The organism is Cecembia lonarensis LW9 (genome assembly GCF_000298295.1).
Taxonomy (GTDB): Bacteria; Bacteroidota; Bacteroidia; order Cytophagales; family Cyclobacteriaceae; genus Cecembia; species Cecembia lonarensis.
The window spans coordinates 1-957 of record NZ_AMGM01000220.1; the positions used below are offsets into that span (position 1 = coordinate 1).

Here is a 957-nt window from a genome sequence, read left to right on the forward strand (position 1 = left end):
GATGGGTACTTGTGAATGTTGCTTGAAAGGGAAGATGACCAAATCTCCATTTACTGGAAAAGGAGAGCGTTCCACTGAAATTCTAGGGTTAATCCACACTGACGTATGTGGACCTATGTCTACCACGTCGAGAGGAGGCTTCTCCTACTATATCACATTCACCGACGATCACTCTCGGTTTGGCTATGTGTATCTTATGAAGTACAAGTCAGAATCCTTTGAAAGGTTCAAAGAATTCAAGAATGAAGTTGAGAAGCAAACTGGGAAACAGATAAGGATCCTAAGATCGGATCGAGGGGGTGAATATCTGAGTAACGAGTTCCTAGATTATCTTAAAGAGTGTGGAATAATATCACAGTGGACTCCACCGAGAACTCCACAACTCAATGGAGTTTCTGAAAGGAGAAATCGAACCTTGATGAACATGGTTCGTTCTATGATGAGTTCTGTTGATCTACCAGTAACATTCTGGGGATACGCTCTATATACAGCAGCTTACTTGCTTAATAGAGTACCTTCCAAGTCAGTTTCACAGACACCCTATGAGATATGTATTGGAAGAAAGCCAAGTCTTAATCACATTAAGATTTGGGGTTGTGAAGCATATGTCAAGAAGCTTGAAGCTACTAAGCTTGAAGCGAGATCAGTTAGGTGCTATTTTGTGGGATATCCTAGAGAAACTATGGGATATGAGTTCTACCATCCTGACGACCAAAAGGTCTTTGTCGCCAGAACTGCTAAGTTTCTAGAGGACGAATTTGTTCTCAAAGGAACTATAAGCAAACAGATGGAAATTAATGAGATTAATATTGAACCACAAACAAGCACTCGACATATTGACAACCATGTTCCTGAACCCCTAGCTCCACGTAGATCTGAACGGGTTAGTAAGCCACCTAAGAGGTATGGCTTAGACAATGACTTTGATGAATTGTACCTTCTAGGTGACAATGAAAC

At 41.1% G+C, this 957-nt stretch carries 1 protein-coding gene; it reads left to right on the forward strand.

All coding sequences use genetic code 11. The features are described 5' to 3' along the window. Positions 1-115 precede the first annotated feature (115 nt). On the forward strand, positions 116-957 hold an 842-nt coding region (locus B879_RS23850), incomplete at its 3' end, for a DDE-type integrase/transposase/recombinase (protein WP_238542215.1).